Annotated in this window: 17 protein-coding genes and 1 riboswitch; of the genes, 16 read left to right on the top strand and 1 reads right to left on the bottom strand. The window is 66.3% G+C overall.

The window, feature by feature from the left end:
* Positions 1 to 8: 8 nt before the first annotated feature.
* Positions 9 to 161: riboswitch (FMN riboswitch) on the top strand.
* A gap of 173 nt (positions 162 to 334) precedes the next feature.
* The 8 genes from ribD (at position 335) to hisF (ending at position 6,175) form a co-directional block, all read left to right on the top strand.
* Positions 335 to 1,453 carry a bifunctional diaminohydroxyphosphoribosylaminopyrimidine deaminase/5-amino-6-(5-phosphoribosylamino)uracil reductase RibD gene (gene ribD / locus AC1MCA_RS01900; protein ID WP_479800830.1) on the top strand — a complete coding sequence of 373 codons (1,119 nt, stop codon included), beginning with the start codon at positions 335 to 337 and terminating at the stop codon, positions 1,451 to 1,453.
* Positions 1,453 to 2,088, top strand: coding sequence for a riboflavin synthase (locus AC1MCA_RS01895; RefSeq protein ID WP_108597839.1), 636 nt, complete (start codon positions 1,453 to 1,455; stop codon positions 2,086 to 2,088). The genes ribD and AC1MCA_RS01895 overlap by 1 nt, the downstream gene beginning before the upstream one ends.
* Positions 2,085 to 2,783: a 3,4-dihydroxy-2-butanone-4-phosphate synthase gene (gene ribB / locus AC1MCA_RS01890; RefSeq protein WP_479800828.1), complete on the top strand. Its 699-nt coding sequence runs from the start codon at positions 2,085 to 2,087 to the stop codon at positions 2,781 to 2,783. The genes AC1MCA_RS01895 and ribB overlap by 4 nt, the downstream gene beginning before the upstream one ends.
* 11 nt (positions 2,784 to 2,794) lie before the next feature.
* Positions 2,795 to 3,505, top strand: a complete 711-nt coding sequence (ribA, locus tag AC1MCA_RS01885) for a GTP cyclohydrolase II (protein ID WP_479800826.1) — start codon at positions 2,795 to 2,797, stop codon at positions 3,503 to 3,505.
* A gap of 36 nt (positions 3,506 to 3,541) precedes the next feature.
* Positions 3,542 to 4,027 (top strand): 6,7-dimethyl-8-ribityllumazine synthase, encoded by a 486-nt coding sequence (gene ribH / locus AC1MCA_RS01880; protein WP_479800824.1) that lies wholly within the window; start codon positions 3,542 to 3,544, stop codon positions 4,025 to 4,027.
* A 119-nt stretch (positions 4,028 to 4,146) separates the two neighbouring features.
* A complete protein-coding gene (locus AC1MCA_RS01875) occupies positions 4,147 to 4,410 on the top strand; it encodes a phosphoribosyl-ATP diphosphatase (protein ID WP_028270786.1) in 264 nt (87 codons plus the stop codon).
* Between the two features lie 93 nt (positions 4,411 to 4,503).
* A complete protein-coding gene (hisG, locus tag AC1MCA_RS01870) occupies positions 4,504 to 5,364 on the top strand; it encodes an ATP phosphoribosyltransferase (RefSeq protein ID WP_108597843.1) in 861 nt (286 codons plus the stop codon).
* Between the two features lie 34 nt (positions 5,365 to 5,398).
* Positions 5,399 to 6,175: an imidazole glycerol phosphate synthase subunit HisF gene (hisF, locus tag AC1MCA_RS01865; protein ID WP_479800822.1), complete on the top strand. Its 777-nt coding sequence runs from the start codon at positions 5,399 to 5,401 to the stop codon at positions 6,173 to 6,175.
* Between the two features lie 115 nt (positions 6,176 to 6,290).
* Here hisF and AC1MCA_RS01860 read toward each other — a convergent pair whose 3' ends face one another.
* Positions 6,291 to 6,935 carry a TIGR03085 family metal-binding protein gene (locus AC1MCA_RS01860; RefSeq protein WP_479800820.1) on the bottom strand — a complete coding sequence of 215 codons (645 nt, stop codon included), beginning with the start codon at positions 6,933 to 6,935 and terminating at the stop codon, positions 6,291 to 6,293.
* Between the two features lie 136 nt (positions 6,936 to 7,071).
* On the opposite strand from AC1MCA_RS01860, the gene hisI reads away from it, so the two are divergent.
* The 8 genes from hisI (at position 7,072) to lgt (ending at position 14,400) form a co-directional block, all read left to right on the top strand.
* Positions 7,072 to 7,557: a phosphoribosyl-AMP cyclohydrolase gene (hisI, locus tag AC1MCA_RS01855; RefSeq protein WP_479800818.1), complete on the top strand. Its 486-nt coding sequence runs from the start codon at positions 7,072 to 7,074 to the stop codon at positions 7,555 to 7,557.
* A 2-nt stretch (positions 7,558 to 7,559) separates the two neighbouring features.
* On the top strand, positions 7,560 to 9,167 hold the full coding sequence (locus AC1MCA_RS01850; RefSeq protein WP_479800816.1) for an anthranilate synthase component I: 1,608 nt from the start codon (positions 7,560 to 7,562) through the stop codon (positions 9,165 to 9,167).
* Positions 9,164 to 9,820: a Trp biosynthesis-associated membrane protein gene (locus AC1MCA_RS01845; protein WP_479800814.1), complete on the top strand. Its 657-nt coding sequence runs from the start codon at positions 9,164 to 9,166 to the stop codon at positions 9,818 to 9,820. The genes AC1MCA_RS01850 and AC1MCA_RS01845 overlap by 4 nt, the downstream gene beginning before the upstream one ends.
* A 117-nt stretch (positions 9,821 to 9,937) precedes the next feature.
* Entirely contained in the window at positions 9,938 to 10,225 is a 288-nt protein-coding gene (locus AC1MCA_RS01840; protein WP_108600898.1) for an HGxxPAAW family protein, read from the top strand.
* Positions 10,225 to 11,046: an indole-3-glycerol phosphate synthase TrpC gene (gene trpC / locus AC1MCA_RS01835; protein ID WP_479800812.1), complete on the top strand. Its 822-nt coding sequence runs from the start codon at positions 10,225 to 10,227 to the stop codon at positions 11,044 to 11,046. Before AC1MCA_RS01840 ends, trpC begins: the two co-directional genes overlap by 1 nt.
* A gap of 74 nt (positions 11,047 to 11,120) precedes the next feature.
* A complete protein-coding gene (gene trpB, locus AC1MCA_RS01830; RefSeq protein WP_108600900.1) occupies positions 11,121 to 12,434 on the top strand; it encodes a tryptophan synthase subunit beta in 1,314 nt (437 codons plus the stop codon).
* Positions 12,431 to 13,240: a tryptophan synthase subunit alpha gene (gene trpA / locus AC1MCA_RS01825; RefSeq protein WP_108600901.1), complete on the top strand. Its 810-nt coding sequence runs from the start codon at positions 12,431 to 12,433 to the stop codon at positions 13,238 to 13,240. Before trpB ends, trpA begins: the two co-directional genes overlap by 4 nt.
* Before the next feature lie 5 nt (positions 13,241 to 13,245).
* Positions 13,246 to 14,400 carry a prolipoprotein diacylglyceryl transferase gene (gene lgt / locus AC1MCA_RS01820; RefSeq protein WP_479800810.1) on the top strand — a complete coding sequence of 385 codons (1,155 nt, stop codon included), beginning with the start codon at positions 13,246 to 13,248 and terminating at the stop codon, positions 14,398 to 14,400.
* Positions 14,401 to 14,630: the final 230 nt, after the last annotated feature.

The raw sequence follows: 14,630 nt of genomic DNA, 5'->3' as shown, positions 1-14,630 counted from the left end.
AACACACATTACGTGCTCCGGGGTCGGTGTAAGTCCGAACCGGCGGTGACAGTCCGCGACCCGCGAGCCGGTGCATTTCCCTCGGGAGTGGACCCGGCAGACGGTTGAACCGGTGAAATTCCGGTACCGACAGTTAAAGTCTGGATGAGAGAAGCACGTACAGCTGTATTCGCGGCGTCCCAAGGCGCCGTGGCCTTCTGCTGTCGTATACCCCCGGAGCCATCGCGGTTCTGACGGGAAGGAACGACAGACACATGAACCCCTTGCGATGGCTCTTTGAAGCCAGTTTTTCCCATGCGCCGGTAGCGGACGCCACCGGACCGGTGGTCGCCATATGACCCGGAACGATGTTGTGACGGTGTTTAGCCCTGCCGAAACCGCTGCCATGGACGCTGCGCTCGAAGCAGCCCTGCGCGGACCACGCGGCGCTAACCCGCTGGTGGGCGCCGTCGTCATCGATAACGAGGGCCGCCAGCTGGTGACCGGCTACCACCGCGGCGCCGGCACCCCCCACGCTGAAGCTGACGCGATTACCCAGGCGACTGCGGCGGGGCTGGACCTGCGTGGCACCACCATGCTGGTCACCCTGGAGCCGTGCGACCACTGCGGCCGCACCGGCCCCTGCACCCAGGCCATCATCGGGGCAGGAATCGCTGACGTGGTGTACGCCGTCGATGATCCGCATGACCCCGCCGCGGGCGGCGCAGCAACGCTGCGCGAGGCCGGCGTGCGGGTGCGGAGCGGGCTCGCGGCCGGTGAGTCGCTGGCGCTTAACCGCCAGTGGTTCCAGGCCGTGGCGGAGCAGCGCCCGTTTGTGACGCTGCACATCGCGCAGACGCTGGACAGCCGGATCGCGGCGGAGGACGGGACCAGCCAGTGGATTTCGTCCCCCGAATCGCTGGCCGATAACCACGGGCTCAGGCGCCGGATCGACGCCATCCTTGTGGGCACCCAAACCGTCCTCGTGGACAACCCGCGCCTGACCGCCCGTGACGCCACCGGGGCAATGGCCGGCAAGCAACCGCTCCGGGCAGTGATGGGCCTGCGGGAGGTGCCGGCTGATGCCACTGTCCGTGGCGAGGACGGGCGCATGCTCCACCTGCACACCCGCGACCCGCGCGAGGCGCTTTCGCTCCTGTACGCAGAAGGCATCCGCCACGTCATGGTGGAAGGCGGTTCGCGCATCCTCAGCGCATTCCTGGCCGCCGGTCTGGTGGACGAACTCATTGTCTACGTTGCGCCCACCCTGCTGGGGTCCGGCACACCTGCCCTGAGTGGACTCGGAATCACCACCCTGGCGGACGCCCGCCACTGGGACTGGGATCCGTCCGACGGCGGAGCCGTCCTCACCCTCGGCAGGGACCTGAGGCTGCACCTCCGCCCTGAAACAACCGAAGCTTTAGAACCACAACCATCCCGCTCTGCCGCGGAACCAGCCATGGGAGGCTACTGATGTTTACCGGAATTATTGCCGAACAAGGACAGGTTCTGTCCGTCGAGCGGGACGGCGATGCCAGCGCAACCCTCCGCCTGAGCGCTCCGGCCACCACAGAGGGGCTTGCTCTCGGAGGCTCCATCGCCGTCAACGGTGTCTGCCTGACGGCCACCGCGATCGACGGCAAGGAGTTCAGCGTCGATGTCATGGGCGAAACCCTCGTCCGCAGCACCATCGGCGAGCTCACTGCCGGCGATTCGGTGAACCTCGAACGCTGTGTCCCGGCCGGCGGCAGGCTGGACGGCCACGTGGTCCAGGGCCACGTCGACGGCGTCGGGCAGCTCCTCGAACGCGAGGCACTCGGCAACTGGGAGCGCCTCCGTTTCGGCGTTCCCGCCAACCTCGCCCGCTACATCGCGGAAAAGGGCTCCATCGCGATCGACGGCGTCTCGCTCACCGTCACCGCGGTCAGCCCGGCCGCGGAACCGGAACCGTGGTTTGAAGTGGGGCTGATTCCCACCACGCTCGCTGAAACCGGCCTGGGGGCAAAGGCAACGGGCAGCCGGATCAACCTTGAAGTGGACGTGCTTGCTAAATACACCGAGCGCCTCCTCGCGTTCAGCACCGGAGCAGCCGCCGGAGGCACCCGATGAACGCCACGGTCCGGCTGGAGCCGGCCACCGAGGCGCGCCGGGGACTTGACCCGGTGGAGGATGCTGTCCGCGCCATGGCCGCCGGGCGGCCTGTGCTGGTGGTGGACAACGAGGACCGCGAGAACGAAGGTGACATCATCTTCGCCGCCCAGCATGCCACTCCGGCCCTCATGGGCTGGACCATCCGGTACAGCTCCGGCGTCATCTGTGTGCCCCTGGCGGGGGACCGTGCCGATGCCCTTGCCCTGCCGCCCATGGTGGCCGTTAACGAGGACGCGAAGGGCACCGCCTACACCGTTTCCTGCGATGCGGCCATGGGCGTCAGCACCGGCATCTCTGCCACGGACCGCGCCCTGACCGCCCGGGTGCTGGCCGACCCCGCCGCCGGCCCTGCGGCAGTGACCAGGCCCGGGCATATTTTCCCGCTCCGTGCTGTTGACGGGGGAGTGCGGGAACGCCCGGGCCACACTGAAGCGGCCGTGGATCTTTGCCGGCTTGCCGGACTGGAACCAGTGGGTGTTATCGCCGAGGTGGTGTACGACGACGGTGAAATGATGCGGCTCGACGGGCTGCGGGCTTTCGCCGCTGAACACGGGTGTCCCCTGATCTCGATCGAGGATCTTGTGGTTTACCTTGAAGCGGGGGCCACGGCTCCCGCCGACAGTGACACCGGGCCGGGCGCCCGGGCGGAGTAGAGGAGAGAACGATGACGGCTTCAGGACACCAGAACGGCCATCACCAGGGGGCAGCCGGCAACGGCCACGAGGCTCACCACCCTGTGAGCGCCGGTCCCATTGTGCAGCTGCCCACGGCCTTTGGGGAGTTCGTGACCCAGGCCTGGACGGACCTCGTCACCGGTGCCGAACACCTTGCCGTAAGCTCACCGAATCCGCCCAAGGAGGGCATTGCGCCTCTGGTCAGGCTGCATTCGGAGTGCCTGACGGGCGATGTCTTCGGTTCTTACCGCTGTGACTGCGGCGAACAGTTGGCGTACGCGCTGGAGATGATCAACGAGTTCGGCGGCACGCTGCTTTACCTGCGCGGGCAGGAAGGCCGGGGGATCGGCCTGGCCAACAAGATCAAGGCCTACGCGCTCCAGGAGGCCGGCTTTGACACTGTGGAGGCCAACGAGCAGCTGGGACTGCCGGTGGACGCCCGCTGCTACAAAGCTGCCGCCCAGATCCTGGCGGAGATGGGACTCCATGAGATCCGCCTCCTGAGCAACAACCCGGACAAACAGAACAGGCTCGCAAAGGCCGGCGTGAAGGTGGTGGAGATGGTTCCCACTGAAGTGCCGTCCCGCGACCAGAACATCCGCTACCTGCAAACCAAGAAGGACCGCATGGAGCACCGGCTGACGCTGGACACCCATGTTGCGACGGTGCCCGGTGCCGGCGCTGCCACCTTTGACGACTAATCACCCCACGAGAACTGAACGGATCACGATTCACGCATGAGCGGACACGGCGCACCAGATATTGACCTCACAACCCTCAGCCCGGCCGAAACGTCGGAGCTCCGGCTGGCCATAGTTGCTGCCAGCTGGCACACCCAGATCATGGACGGGCTCCTGGACGGTGCCCTGCGTGCCGCCAAAGACGCCGGCATCAGTGAACCCACGGTGCTCCGCGTTCCGGGGGCCTTCGAACTTCCGGTGGCGGCCGCGCGGCTGGCACCGCACTTTGACGCGGTGGTGGCGCTCGGCGTCGTCATCCGCGGCGGCACGCCGCACTTCGAGTACGTCTGCCAGGCGGCGACGTCGGGACTGACCGATGTCAGCGTCTCCACCGGGGTGCCGGTCGGCTTTGGCGTGCTGACGTGCGACACCGAGCAGCAGGGCCTGGACCGTGCCGGGTTGCCCGGCTCCAGCGAGGACAAGGGCCATGAAGCAGTGACGGCTGCCCTGGCCACCGCCGTCCTCTTGAAGCAGTACAAGTAGCAGCCAGCGTCAGAAGCAACCCTGCGGGAGGCGGACGCGGTGTGTGTTCACTCACATCGCGTCCGTCATGCAACTCCCCGACAGGCGCCGTCCGGGCCGCAGCAAGTAGGCTGTAGGGCGTGAAGAATTTCGAGACGCTGTTCGCTGAACTGAGTGAGAAGGCAGCCACCCGCCCGGCAGGCTCCCGCACCGTCGCAGAATTGGAGTCCGGAGTCCACGGCATCGGCAAGAAGGTCGTGGAGGAAGCAGCCGAAGTGTGGATGGCTGCCGAGTACGAATCCGACGAAGCCGCGGCCGAGGAAATCTCCCAGCTGCTCTACCACCTGCAGGTTCTGATGCTCGCCAAAGGCCTGACCCTGGAAGACGTCTACAAGCATCTGTAGCCACTGCGGTACGCAGGCGGTACCACCGCGCCGCCCGTGCCCTGCGTGGCCAGTTTGCCTGATCAACAGACCTCCCAACCAAGAAAGACCCCCATGCTGCGAGTAGCCGTCCCCAACAAGGGCTCCCTGTCCGAAGCCGCCTCCGCCATGCTGTCCGAGGCCGGTTACCGCCAGCGCCGCGACACCCGCGAGCTGGTCATGATGGACCCTGATAACGACATTGAATTCTTCTTCCTCCGCCCGCGGGACATAGCCGTCTACGTCGGCCGGGGAACGCTCGACGTCGGGATCACCGGCCGCGACCTGCTGCTGGACGCCGAGGTGGAGGCCGAGGAACTCCTTCCGCTGGGCTTCGCCGCTTCCACGTTCCGCTTCGCCGGTCCCGTGGGCGACTTCGCCAAGGTGGAGGAGCTGGAGGGCAAGCGCCTCGCCACCAGCTACGACGGACTGCTCCGCGGCTACCTCGCCGAGCGCGGCGTCAACGCCAAGGTGGTCCGCCTCGACGGCGCCGTGGAATCCTCGGTGCGGCTGGGCGTTGCTGACGCCATCGCCGACGTCGTCGAAACCGGCAACACCCTCAAGGCCGCCGGCATGGAAATCTTTGGCGAGCCGATCCTCAAGTCCGAGGCCGTGCTGATCCGCCGCACCGGCGAAGGCGGCGCTGCGAACGGCACCGCCAAGGAGATCGAGGTCCTCATCCGCCGCCTGCAGGGTGTCCTGGTGGCACGCCAGTATGTGCTGATGGATTACGACATCCGCAAGGAACTGGTGGAACAGGCGGCGGCTCTGACGCCCGGCCTGGAATCGCCCACGGTCTCCCCGCTGCGCGACTCCGAGTGGGTGGCTGTCCGGTCCATGGTCCCGAAGAAGGAAACCAACCGGATCATGGATGAGCTCTATGACCTCGGCGCCCGCGCCATCCTGGTCAGCAGCATCCACGCCTGCCGCATCTGAGCCAAGAGACCATCCAAGAATCCCAGGAGTACCCATGGCTGTAGCTGTACGAGTCATCCCGTGCCTCGACGTCGACGCCGGCCGCGTCGTCAAGGGCGTCAACTTCGAGGGACTCCGCGACGCCGGCGACCCCGTGGAGCTCGCCCACCGCTATGACAACGCAGGCGCTGACGAGCTGACCTTCCTGGACGTCACGGCGTCCTCGGGCAACCGCGAAACCACGTTCGACGTCGTCCGCCGCACCGCGGAGGAGGTCTTCATTCCGCTGACCGTGGGCGGCGGTGTCCGCGGCGTGGCGGAGGTGGACAAGCTCCTCCGGTTCGGCGCTGACAAGGCCTCCATCAACACCGCTGCGGTGGCCCGGCCGGACGTCATCAACGAAATCTCGAGGCACTTCGGCTCGCAGGTGCTGGTCCTGTCCGTGGACGCCCGCCGCACCCGCCCCGGGTCCGAGCCCACGCCGTCGGGCTTTGAAGTCACCACCCACGGCGGCCGCACCGGCACTGGCATCGATGCCATCGCGTGGGCCAGGGAAGCCGCCGACCGCGGCATCGGTGAAATCCTGCTCAACTCGATCGACGCCGACGGCACCAAGGACGGGTTTGACCTCGAGCTGATCCGCCTTGTGCGGGCGGCCGTGAAGGTCCCCATCATCGCCTCAGGCGGCGCCGGCGAACCCGCCCACTTCCCGCCGGCTGTGGCTGCAGGAGCTGACGCCGTTCTGGCGGCGTCGATCTTCCACTGGGGCCCGGACGACATGATGTCCCAGGTCAAAAACGCCATCCGCGAAGCAGGCTTCGAAGTCCGCTGACCGCCCGCTCAAACACCAACGCGGGGTCACTTTCGGCCCGATAAACGAAGGTTTTCGGGCGTAAAGTGACCCCGCGTTGCTCTGTTAGAGGCCGTCTTTGGCGGCGGTTGCTTTGTTAGAGGCCGACTTCGGCGGACTGGAGGAGCGCGACGGCGTCCGGCTGGCCTTCGAAGGTCACCAGGGCATGGCGCGTGCGGCCGTGGGCGTGCATCAGCAGCTCGCCGGGCTCGCCGACGATCGCCACTGACACGGGTGCGCGTTTGGCTACGTGCCGCGGGCCGGAAGGGCGCACGAGCACAATGCCGAGATCCACTCCGCGGTACAGGATGGCCGCCCGTTTGATGAGTTCGTCCCAGAGCGCATCCGAGTAGGCCTCATCGAGGGCCCGGGGGGCCCATCGGTCCACGGCACGCCGGATGTCCTCCGTGTGGACGAAGTACTCGATCAGGTTTGAACTTTCGTCCAACGCCTTGATGTTCATGGGCGAAAGCGCCGGCGGGCCCGCCCGGAACGTGTTCACGAGCCCGGTGTAGTCATCCGTGGTCTTCAGTTTCGCCGCAAGCTTCGCGGTGGCCTTGTCCGAGGCCTTGGACAGCCTCTTGATGATCAGGCCAAGGCCCACAGCCGCTTTGCGTTCGCGGAGGTAAAGGTGCGCGGCAAGGTCCCTGGTGCGCCAGCCTTTGCAAAGGGTGGGGGCATCAGGGCCGGCCGCCAGCAGGGTTTCGGCCAGGACTTCTCGGGACGGGTCGACGAAATGCATCACTTGTGAAACTAGCACGACACCGGGGGAGTTGGGCAGCAGAACCGCCACCGGACAGGTGCCCTTGTTCACACGGGCTTTGCGGGCCCGTTGGCTCATACTTTCGGGCCCCGGCCGAGGCACTAGACTTGGTCTGATGTCTGAGCAGCCCGCCCCCGCCCCCACGCCTGTCCTGGCCCCCTCCGCCAGCCCGCTTCCCCCCGGCGTCGCAGCCGCACTGAAGCGCGACAACGCCGGGCTGGTTGCCGCGGTGGTCCAGCAGTTCGACACCAACGAAGTGCTGATGCTCGGCTGGATGGACGACGAAGCCCTCCACAGGACCATGACCAGCGGCCGGGTCACGTTCTACTCCCGCTCCCGCCAGGAATACTGGCGCAAAGGGGACACCTCAGGGCACGTCCAGTGGGTCAAATCCGTAGCCATGGACTGCGACGGCGATGCCCTCCTGGTCCGGGTCGATCAGGTTGGCGCGGCGTGCCACACCGGCACCAGGACCTGCTTTGACGGCAGAGGGCTGGACGTTACAGCACTGGACGTCACGACAGCGGACGCGGCAACACCGGATGCCTCGACACCGGAGGCCGCAGCACCGGACATCTCAACAACCAGCGGAGAAGCATAACCATGCAGGACCTTGGAATCATCAGCCCGGGCCTCGAGGAGTTCCGCGAACTCGCCGGAAACAGCCGGGTCATCCCCGTCACGCTCAAGGTGCTGGCGGACGCAGAAACTCCCATTGGCCTTTACCGGAAGCTGGCCCAGGGCCAGCCCGGAACGTTCCTCATGGAATCCGCGGCCGTGGGCGGCACATGGTCCCGCTATTCCTTCATCGGCGCGAAGTCCCGCGCCACTTTGACCACCAAGGACGGCCAGGCGCACTGGCTCGGTGAGCCTCCCGCCGGCGTGCCCCTGGACGGGAACCCCGTGGACGCCATCCGGGACACCATCGAGGCACTTCGGACCAGCCGGTTTGACGGCCTGCCGCCGTTCACCTCCGGCCTGGTGGGCTTCCTGGGCTGGGAAACCGTACGGCACTGGGAACGGCTCACCAGCCCGCCGGAAGATGACCTCCACCTGCCCGAACTTGCGCTGAACCTGGTCACCGACATGGCCGTGCACGATAACCATGACGGCACTGTGCTGCTGATCGCCAACGCCATCAACTTTGACAACAGCTCAGAGCGGGTGGATGACGCCTGGCACGACGCCGTGGCCCGGGTCAAGGCCCTCCTCACCCGGATCAGCACGCCCGTGGCGCAGCCCGTTTCAGTACTGGAACCCGCCGCCCTGGACTTTGCCTCCAGCGTCCAGGAACGCTGGGACGAGCCGGCCTACCTGGCAGCCCTGGACCGTGGCAAGGAAGCCATTGTGGACGGCGAGGTTTTCCAGGTGGTGATCTCGCGCCGCTTCGAAATGGAGTGCGGTGCCTCGCCGCTGGACGTGTACCGGGTGCTGCGCAACACCAACCCCAGCCCGTACATGTACATCTTCAGCCTCGAAGACGCCGACGGCCGGGAATACTCGATCGTCGGTTCGTCCCCCGAAGCGCTGGTCACGGTGACCGGGGAAGAAGTCATCACCCACCCGATCGCCGGCTCACGTCCCCGCGGCAAAACCGTTGAGGCGGACAAGGCCCTGGCCGAGGAACTCCTGGCGGACCAGAAAGAGCGCGCGGAGCACCTGATGCTGGTGGACTTGTCCCGCAACGACCTCTCCAAGGTGTGCGTCGCCGGAACCGTGGATGTCACCCAGTTCATGGAGGTGGAGCGGTTCAGCCACATCATGCACCTCGTCTCCACAGTCGTGGGAAAACTGGCGCCGACGGCAAAGGCATACGACGTCCTCAAAGCGACGTTCCCCGCAGGAACCCTTTCCGGGGCCCCGAAACCGCGTGCCCTCCGGCTGCTGGATGAGCTTGAACCGCACCGCCGCGGCATCTACGGCGGCGTGGTGGGCTATCTCGATTTCGCGGGCGACATGGACATGGCCATCGCCATCCGTTCAGCCCTCCTGCGGGAGGGACGCGCCTACGTCCAGGCCGGCGGCGGTATCGTGGCCGATTCGGTCAATCCCACCGAAGCGCTGGAGACCGTGAACAAGGCGGCAGCTCCGCTGCGCGCCGTCCATACCGCCGGATCGCTGCACAACATTTCCGTGGAGTCACTGCCCGACGGCGGCGCCCCCGCCGCCGGGGACAGCCAGGTGGCCGAGGGAAGCCAGGTAGCCGAATGACGCCGGTGTGGGCGCGGAAACCCACCCTTGTCCTGCTGATTGCCGTGCTGGCCCTCGCCGTTTTCGGTGCCACCACCCAAACCTGGATCACCGTGAGCCTGGACCCGGACCAGCTGGGCCAGGCCGGCGGCCAGAACACCCTCCCGGTCCAGGGCAGCAAGGCAGCCACCGCGGTGACAGCCCTTGCAGTGGTGGCGCTGGCCGGGGGACTTGCCGCTTCAATCGCGGGCAAGATCGCCCGGATCCTCATTACGGCGATCATCATCCTGGCCTCCGCCGGAATCATCACCGCGGCGGCCACGGTGCTGGCCGATCCCTTGGCCGCCGCCCAGGGATCCATCGCCGCCGCAACCGGGATCACCGGGGGAAGCGCCGAAGTGAGCGTCACCGCGTTCCCCGTCCTCGCCGTCGTCGCCGGTGCCCTGCTGGGCCTCGCTGCCCTGCTGATCATCCCGGCTGGCCGGTATTGGAAGGTCCGGACGAAATATGACGTGGCCGCAGGCGGGGCAGCAGCTGGAGCGGGAACAGGCGGAGCAGCAGCCGGTTCGGCCGCTGACTCAACACCAGCCACCGGCGGAGTCACAGCGCCGGCCGGTCCGGTGGACGAGATCGACAGCTGGGACCGGCTGTCCCGGGGCGACGATCCCACCTGAGCCACCCACCCGAAAAACGTAAGCCACACCCCCGGACACGGCCGCGCGGCCGCCGATAAGCAGGCCGCGGCCAAAAAATGGCAGAATGTAAGCAGTATTCATCCCGAGGAGATTCACATGAGCAAAGCACCTGCGTCCGTATCGAAGTCAGGCACCCGAACCGTAGCCCCCGGCGCCGTTGACCACAGCCAGGAACTTGGCCACGGCAACAGCCCTGCGGCGTGGACCTGCGTGATCGTGATGCTGGTCGGCGCCCTCATTGCATCCATCGCGTTCGTGATCGCCAACACTCCGATCTTCATTGCCGGCGCGGCAGTCATGGTGCTCGGGCTCATCGCCGGATTCATCATGCGCAAGGCAGGCTATGGCGTCGAAGGCAGCAAGCTGAAGAACTCCGGCCACTGATGGCAACTGTTCTCGATGACATCAACGCCGGTGTCAGGGAGGATATGGAGGCCAGGAAGCGCCTCGTTTCGCTTGCTCAACTGAAGGACGGCGCCGCAGCCGCGGTGCCTGCCCGTGATGCCTGGGTGGCCCTCGGCGGCACGGCTTCGCAGCGGGACCAGTTGAAGGTGATTGCCGAGATCAAGCGGCGCAGCCCGTCCAAGGGCGATCTCGCCACCATCGTCGATCCGGCCTCGCTCGCGGAACAGTACGCCCGTGGCGGTGCGGCCGTGATCAGTGTGCTCACTGAACAGCGCCGCTTTAACGGCTCCCTGGCAGACCTGGACGCTGTCCGCGCCCGGGTGGACACTCCTCTGCTGCGCAAGGATTTCACGCTCGATGAGTACCAGATCTGGGAAGCCCGTGCCCACGGTGCCGATCTCATCCTGCTGATCGTGGCTGCCCTGTCCGATGCCCAGCTCCAGGATTTCAGCGCGCTCAGCCGTGAACTCGGCATGAACGTGCTCGTGGAGACGCATACGGAAGAGGAAATCGAGCGGGCGGTAGCGGCTGAGGCGCGGATCATCGGCGTCAACGTACGCAACCTGAAAACGCTCGACGTCGACCGTTCTGTTTTTGCTTCACTCGCCGGCCTGATTCCTGCCGAAGCGCTGGTCATCGCCGAGTCCGGCGTGCGCGGCGTGGACGATGTGAGGCACTATGCGGCAAGCGGCGCGAACGCGATCCTGGTGGGCGAAGCCCTCGTGAGCGATTCCACACCCCGTGAACGGATCGCCGAGTTCACCGCGGCCGGCGCTGCCGCCATCGCTGCCCGGGCCTAGGCCCCAACCCGCCGGCGTTGGTGCCGGCGGCACAACACTTCTGAACGATCAACTGGAACAGGACGGTGAGACTGATGGTTGACGCACCCTCAGACGCTGAGAACAACACTGCGGAGGCATTCCTGCAGGGCGGTTCGCTGAAGCACGCCCCGGGGCCGTACTTCGGCACCTACGGCGGACGCTGGATGCCCGAATCCCTCATCGCTGCACTGGATGAGCTTGAGGACACCTTTGAAAAGGCCAAGGCCGATCCGGACTTCGTCGCCCAGATCGCGGACCTGAACAGGAACTACTCGGGCCGCCCGTCGCTGCTTACCGAAGCCAAGCGCTTCGCCGAGCATGCCGGGGGAGTCCGCGTGTTCCTCAAGCGCGAGGACCTCAACCACACCGGATCCCACAAGATCAACAACGTCATCGGCCAGGCACTGCTGGCCAAGCGGATGGGCAAAACCCGCATCATCGCCGAGACCGGGGCCGGCCAGCACGGCGTCGCCAGCGCCACCGCCGCTGCCCTCATGGGCATGGAGTGCGTGGTGTACATGGGCGCCGAAGACTGCCGCCGCCAGGCACTGAACGTGGCCCGGATGGAACTGCTGGGCGCCACGGTGATTCCGGTGACCAGCGGATCCCAGACCCTCAAGGACGCCATCAACGAGGCGCTTCGCGACTGGGTGGCCAACGTCGGAAACACCCACTACCTGCTGGGGACCGCCGCCGGAGCCCACCCGTTCCCGGCCATGGTCCGCTACTTCCACGAGGTCATCGGCGAGGAGGCCCGCGCCCAGATCCTGGAACAGACAGGCAGCCTGCCGGACGCCGTCTGCGCCTGCATCGGCGGCGGTTCCAACGCCATCGGCATCTTCCACGGTTTCCTCGATGATCCGTCGGTGAAGATCTACGGTTTCGAGGCCGGCGGCGACGGAGTGGACACCGGACGCCATGCCGCCACCATCACCCTGGGCAAGCCCGGAGTGCTCCACGGGGCGCGTTCCTACCTCATGCAGGACGACGACGGACAGACTATCGAGTCGCACTCCATCTCCGCCGGGCTGGACTACCCCGGCGTTGGCCCGGAGCACGCCTACCTGGCCGATATCGGACGGGTCAGCTACGAGCCCATCACGGACGCCGAAGCCATGGAGGCTTTCAGGATCCTGTGCCGCACCGAAGGCATTATCCCCGCCATCGAATCAGCCCATGCCCTCGCCGGTGCCATGAAGGTGGGCCAGCGGCTGGCTGCCGAAGCCGGGGACGCCTCAGAGAAGATCATCATCGTCAACCTTTCCGGCCGCGGCGACAAGGACGTGGCCCAGGCTGCGGAATGGTTCGACCTGCTGGACAAGGATTCACCGGAAGCCGAAATCGGCAAAGAGGGGGAGCAGCTGTGAGCACCGCGCAAACGGCCAGCAAATCGGCGGCCGCGATTGACAAGGCCCGCGCCGAAGGTCGCGCCGCCCTGATCGGTTACCTCCCGGCCGGCTACCCGGACGTCGAGCAGACCATCGCCGCCGGAATTGCCCTGGCCGAGAACGGGGCCGACCTGATTGAAATCGGGATCCCCTACTCTGACCCGGTGATGGACGGCCAGGTCATCCAGGCCGCCACTACCGAGGCGCTGGCCAAGGGTTTCCACGTGCGCCAGGTCTTCGACGTCGTCGCCGGCATCACCAGCAAAACCGATGCGGCGGTCCTGGTCATGACCTACTGGAACCCCGTGGTCCGCATGGGCGTGGACGAGTTTTCGCGCCGGCTGGCCGAGGCCGGGGGAGCCGGGCTGATCACGCCGGACCTCATCCCGGACGAGGCATCGGAATGGTTCGAAGCCTCGGACAAGTATGGGCTGGACCGGGTGTTCCTCGTGGCTCCATCCTCCACGCCTGAGCGCATGAAGCGCACTGTTGAGGCAAGCCGCGGCTTTGTCTACGCCGTCTCCATCATGGGCGTGACCGGTGCCCGTACCTCGGTCAGCAGCGCCGCCAAGGACGTGGTTGCCGCGGCACACCATGCGGGAGCCGAGCGCGTGTGCGTCGGACTCGGTGTGTCCACAGCAGCCCAGGTCCGTGAAATCGGGGCCTACGCCGAAGGCGTCATCGTGGGAACCGCGCTGGTTGCGGCCATCCGCGACGGCGGCGTCCAGGCAGTTGCCGACCTCACCCGGGAGCTCAGCACCGGACTCGTCAGGGAAGAAGCCTAAAACCAATGCAGACCCTCATGCAGGCTGCCGTTATGGTGCCCGCTAGCATCCCCAGTCCGGACTGGTCCGGCTTCGACATCCCGCTGCCGTGGGGGACCCTGCGGATCCACGCCTATGCCCTGTGCATCCTGGCCGGCATTATCGTTGGCCTGTGGCTGGCCTCTGTCCGGTGGGCAAAGCGCGGTGCTCCCGAAGGCAGTGTCTGGGACATCGTCATCTGGGCCATCCCGTTCGGCATCATCGGTGGCCGCCTCTACCACGTGGTGTCCTCGCCGGACGCCTACTTCGGCCCGGGCTTCGACGGGACGGGTGACCTCTGGCTCATCCCGCAGATCCAGCGCGGCGGCCTGGGAATCTGGGGTGCCGTGGTCCTGGGTGTCCTCGGCGCCTGGATCGGCTGCCGCCGTTCCGGGGTCAAGCTCACAGCCTTCCTGGACGCCGCAGCACCGGGCCTCCTGCTGGCCCAGGCTGTTGGCCGCTGGGGCAACTACTTCAACCAGGAACTCTTCGGCGGACCCACCACCCTGCCCTGGGGACTGCAGATTGATGCGGACAACCCCAACTTCCCCGCCGGCACACCGGCGGACACCCTCTTCCACCCCACTTTCCTGTACGAGTCGGTCTGGAACCTCGTGGGTGTGGTGATCCTGCTCGCGCTGGACCGGAGATTCCACTTCAGGCGCGCCCGCCTGTTCTGGCTGTACGCCATGTACTACACCCTGGGCCGGGTGTGGATCGAAGCCATGCGGATCGACGAAGCCGAACAGATCAGCCTCTTCGGCATCACCACCAGGCTCAACGTCTGGACCAGCATCTTCGTCTTCGTGGTTGCCCTCATCGTCTTCGTCCTGCTGGGAATGAAGGGGCGCCCCGAGCCGGATACCCCCTATCTGCCCGGCCGCGAACCGGCCGGCAGTGACGCCTTGGAGGCTGAGGCGGCTGATGAGTCCGAGGTCCGCGATACGGACCCCGTTGTCTCAGATAGTGAATCCCGTGATAATCTCCCTGATAACAAAAACGGTTCCCGGGACCCTTCCGCCCCAACGGAAGTGGAAGCGGCATTAAGGAACGGCAACAAGCCCGTTCCGGAGTCGCCGGTAGCCGGAAATTCCGGCCACAAGGCCACGGAATCCGCGCCGGAGGCTGGCACTAGCAAGTAGCAAGCCAGCACGGCAGGGTCGCAGAGTCACCGCTCTGAGCGCCCACACACCACAGCGTCGTGGCAACGGGGCCCAACCGGCAGCAGAGACAGGCTGCCCGGGTCAAGCCCGGGGCCGGATGCCTGCGTAACTGTTAGTTCAGCAGGCCAGCCTGGCCTACAATTTCCTGTAAATAACACTTTGTTGTGCCATCACGTCAGGCGCCGACGAGTGGGGCCAACGGTGTCCCT

Source organism: Arthrobacter sp. BK1, assembly GCF_056680055.1.
The sequence above is the reverse complement of the archived record's forward strand: the minus strand, read 5'-3'. Positions and strand labels throughout refer to the sequence as shown.